The sequence below is a fragment of the Pseudomonas sp. AKS31 genome, from assembly GCF_023634765.1.
Classification (GTDB): Bacteria; Pseudomonadota; Gammaproteobacteria; order Pseudomonadales; family Pseudomonadaceae; genus Aquipseudomonas.
In genome coordinates this window covers 1-3,911 of sequence record NZ_JAMLFX010000005.1, presented here as the reverse complement: position 1 = coordinate 3,911, position 3,911 = coordinate 1, and the positions used below count along the sequence as shown (strand labels likewise).

The window sequence follows — 3,911 nt, the reverse complement described above, 5'->3', positions numbered from 1 at the left end:
AAAAAGGGCCGCGATCTGCTGGGATCGCGGCCCTTTTTTATGGCTTGGGATTTTTGCTGACTTTGCGGGCCTCATCGCTGCTCCCACTGGGTTTTATGTCATACACAAATTTTGTGTGCACCACCGACCACTGTGGGAGCTGGCTTGCCAGCGATGGCGTCCTTTCAGACACCGAATAATCTGGAGGTTATTTACCGAGCGAAATCTTCGGCGCCCACGTCAGCCACTCATCCTCAAACTTGTCGAACAGCGGGAACGTCTGCTCAGCCCGCGCCGGGTTACCCATGCGCTCGCCATCCGGCGTGGCGAAAGCAATCCCACCCTGAATCGCCGTCTCCAGCGACTCGGTTCGCACGGTCAGCCCGTTGAACAAACCGATATCGAACCCTACGCCACTGGTGTTCCAGAAACGGCTGCCGCTGCGCACCAACGGCGCGTACTTCGGCTCGATCAGAATGTGCACCAACACGCGATCAGCGGTCTGCCCCAGTTCATAGCCGGTGACTTTGCCCACGGTGATTTCGCGGTAAGTCACTGGCACACCCGGTTTCAGCGAACCGCGACGGGCCGCGCTCAATACCAGACTCAAACCCGCTTCTTGCTTGGTCACTTCCGGCGCATTGGCCAAGGCAACAAAGTTCTTCTGTGGGCCGAGGTTCTTCGCCGCCGGTTGCACTTCGATGTATTTTCCGGTCACCAGGGTTTCCAGATTCTCTGTCTTGATCAGGCCCAACTCCGGTTTGACCACCCAGAATTGACTGCCGACCCGGGCGATCTTCTCCGGTACTTCGGTAATCCGCGCCGTGAGGATGACCGATTGCAGATCATCGGTCAGATCGACACTTTCGATCTTGCCGACATCCAGCCCCTTGAAGCGAACCGGTGTGCCGCTGCGCAGGCCGTCGGCGCGATCGACTTTGATCGTGACCACAGCGCCCTTCTGATTGGCGTCATCGTGGCTGGCGAACAGACGGAACCGCGGAATGCGTTTCTGCAGCGGTGCCTTGGCTTGCGGTGTTTCGAAAGCGATACCGCCGGCCATCAGGGTTTGCAGGGACTCGCTCTTCACTTGAATCCCGCCGGTCAAACCGCCGGTCAGCGTGACACCACTGACGTTCCAGAAGCGCGTCGAGGCGTTGACCAGGTTTTCGTATTCCTTCTCGATGTGAACGCCAATCACCAATTGCTTGCGGGTCTTGGAGAACTGATAGCTCTGCACCGAACCGACCTTGACCTGTTTGTACAGAATCGGGCTGCCGACATCGATCGAACCGAGGGTGTCGGTGAACAACACCAGGTGCAGACCCGGCGAACGCAGATCCAGCGGCGGCGCTTTCGGCCGTGCCTCGAACTCGCGTTTCGGCGCTGCGCCCTTGTCACCCGGGCGCACGGCGATGTAGTTACCTTTCACCAACGCTTCCAGGCCGGTGATCCCAGCCAGAGAAATCGACGGTTTGACCACCCAGAACTGGGTGCCGTCGACCAGATAGTCTTCGGCCAGAGGATCAAGCGTCAGCTCGGCAGTCGCGCTGTTCAGATCCGGATCGACTTTCAGTGCTTTCAGGTTGCCGACCTGAATGCCTTTGTACATCACCGGCGTACGACCAGCCTGCAGGCCTTCGAAGTCGCTGAGTTTGACCTTCACGCGAATCCCGGCAGCGGCCGCATCGAAGTCTTCATAGAGACGAAACGGCAGACTTGGATCAGTCGGCGGGCTGTCCTTGCGGTTCTCCGGCGTGGCGAAGGCAATACCGCCCGCGACAATGCTGGCCAGCGATTCGCTGCGTACTTTCACGCCGGACAGGTTGGCGTCGATGCTGATGCCGCTGGCATTCCAGAAACGCGTGTGTTTACGCACCAGTTTGGCGTAGGTCGGCTCAATGAAGACTTTGAGTTCAACGGTGCTTTGATCTTCCGACAGCACGTAGCTTTTGATCTGGCCAACCTTGATCTGCTTGTAGAACACCGGGCTGCCACGGTTCAGCGAACCGAGACGATCAGCCTTGATGGTCAGGTGCAGACCGGGTTTGGCGTCCGACAGCGGCGGCTCTTCGGCCAGCGCCTTGAACTTGCGCGTCGGCTCGCCTTCGCCAGGGCTGATAGCGACGTAGTTACCCGAAACCAGAGTTTCCAGACCGGTGATGCCGGCCAGGGTCACGCTCGGTTTGACCAGCCAGAAGCGCGTGCTGGTCTTGAGGTATTGCTCGACGTCTTTATTCATCTCGACGGTGGCGATCACGCCTTTGGAGTTGCCTTCATCGTCGAGCTTGAGCGCCTTGACCTTACCGACCGGCATGCCTTTGTACATGACCTCGGTTTTATTGGCCTGGATGCCTTCGCCACTCTCGAAGCGGACCTGGATCTCGATACCGGTTTCGGAATAGGCACGCCAGCCGAGCCAGCCACCGATGATCAGCGCGATCAGAGGCAGTACCCAAATGGCAGACCAGTTCGAAGCCGGTCGGGTTTTCGCTACGGGCAAATCAGTCATGGTCGTCGTCCGACTCCGTGTTATCCCAAATCAGTCGGGGATCGAAAGTTACAGCGGCGAGCATCGTCAGAATCACCACACTGGCGAAGGCGATGGCGCCAAGATTGGCTTCGACACTGGCGAGCCGGCCGAAGTTGACGACCGCCACGAGAATGGCGATCACAAAAATATCGAGCATCGACCAGCGGCCAATAAACTCGATAAAACGGTACATCCAGATGCGCTGACGGGCGGACAATGGCTGACGTCGTTGCACTGAAAACAGCAGCAACGCGATGCCCACCAGTTTGAAGGTCGGCACCAGAATACTGGCGATAAACACCACGGCGGCAATCGGAATCATGCCGTGCTGCACTAGTTGGATCACGCCGGACATGATGGTGCTCGGATCACCCTGCCCCAAAGAACTGACAGTCATGATCGGCAAGACATTGGCCGGGATATAGATAATCGCTGCCGTTATCAGCAGTGCCCAAGTGCGCACGAGGCTATTCGGACGCCGGGCATGAACCAGCGCACCGCAACGGGTGCAGGTTTGCTCATCGGTGTCCGCGTCCTGCCTGTTCAGTTCGTGGCATTCGGTACAGATCAAAATGCCTGCATCAATCGCCCGCATGAGCGTTTTCTCCTGATAACGCCTGCCAGATCTGATGTGGCGACATCACCACTTCCAGCCAGACCTGAACCAACAACAAACCGATAAAACACGCCAAACCGAGGCCTACGGTGATGGCGGCCATGTCCGCCAGTTTGACGATCGCCACCAGTACGCCCATGAGGTAGACCTCAAGCATTCCCCAATCTTTGAGGTGGTGATAAATGCGATAGAGCAGCAAACCGTAACTGCGGCCGATATCGAAGCGGATCGTCAGTAACACGAATAACTGGCACAGCAACTTGAGCAGCGGTATGGCCATGCTACACAGGAAAACTACGATCGAAACGCCCTGCATGTCGGTGTTGAACAGACCTAACACGCCGCTCCACACCGTATCCTGTGACGATTGCCCGAGGATATTGAGTTGCATGATGGGTAAAAAGTTTGCCGGGATGTACAGCAATAATGCTGCGATCACCAAGGCGAGGCTGCGCTGCACCACGTTATGGCGGTGGGCGTACAACTCGTAACCGCAGCGCGGGCAGAGGGCTTTTTCGCCATGGGCAAGTTGTGGCTTGCGCATCAGCAGGTCGCACTCATGACAGGCCACCAAGTCTTCCAGCGGTAAATCTGACAGCCCGGGGGCGTCAACCGACTCTGACATAAAGGCTCTGGCTCCGAATAAGGTGGGGCTATTCTAGTGTTGTGATTCGAAAATAACTGTGCAAATTTGTTCGCTGTCGCGAGTAAAAAACTTTCCTGCGGGCAAAACAAAACCCCAACTGCTTTCGCAATTGGGGTTTCGGAATTTAATCTTGACGA

Annotated in this window: 3 protein-coding genes; all 3 read right to left on the bottom strand. The window is 57.0% G+C overall.

Going from position 1 to position 3,911, the window contains the following annotated elements; genetic code table 11:
- Window positions 1-187 precede the first annotated feature (187 nt).
- From M9827_RS16025 to M9827_RS16015, 3 genes are read right to left on the bottom strand one after another with little or no spacing between them, the layout of a single operon-like run.
- Window positions 188-2,491 (bottom strand): PqiB family protein, encoded by a 2,304-nt coding sequence (locus tag M9827_RS16025; protein WP_123449311.1) that lies wholly within the window; start codon window positions 2,489-2,491, stop codon window positions 188-190.
- A complete protein-coding gene (locus tag M9827_RS16020; RefSeq protein WP_103368571.1) occupies window positions 2,484-3,107 on the bottom strand; it encodes a paraquat-inducible protein A in 624 nt (207 codons plus the stop codon). The genes M9827_RS16025 and M9827_RS16020 overlap by 8 nt, the downstream gene beginning before the upstream one ends.
- Window positions 3,094-3,753, bottom strand: coding sequence for a paraquat-inducible protein A (locus M9827_RS16015; protein WP_250606160.1), 660 nt, complete (start codon window positions 3,751-3,753; stop codon window positions 3,094-3,096). Before M9827_RS16015 ends, M9827_RS16020 begins: the two co-directional genes overlap by 14 nt.
- Between the last annotated feature and the right edge of the window lie 158 nt (window positions 3,754-3,911).

What these genes read in the sequence shown, in the direction of transcription:
- M9827_RS16020 (WP_103368571.1), bottom strand. Translation starts at nt 3,107, where the DNA reads ATGCGGGCGATTGATGCAGGCATTTTGATCTGTACCGAATGCCACGAA.
- M9827_RS16015 (WP_250606160.1), bottom strand. Translation starts at nt 3,753, where the DNA reads ATGTCAGAGTCGGTTGACGCCCCCGGGCTGTCAGATTTACCGCTGGAA.
- M9827_RS16025 (WP_123449311.1), bottom strand. Translation starts at nt 2,491, where the DNA reads ATGACTGATTTGCCCGTAGCGAAAACCCGACCGGCTTCGAACTGGTCT.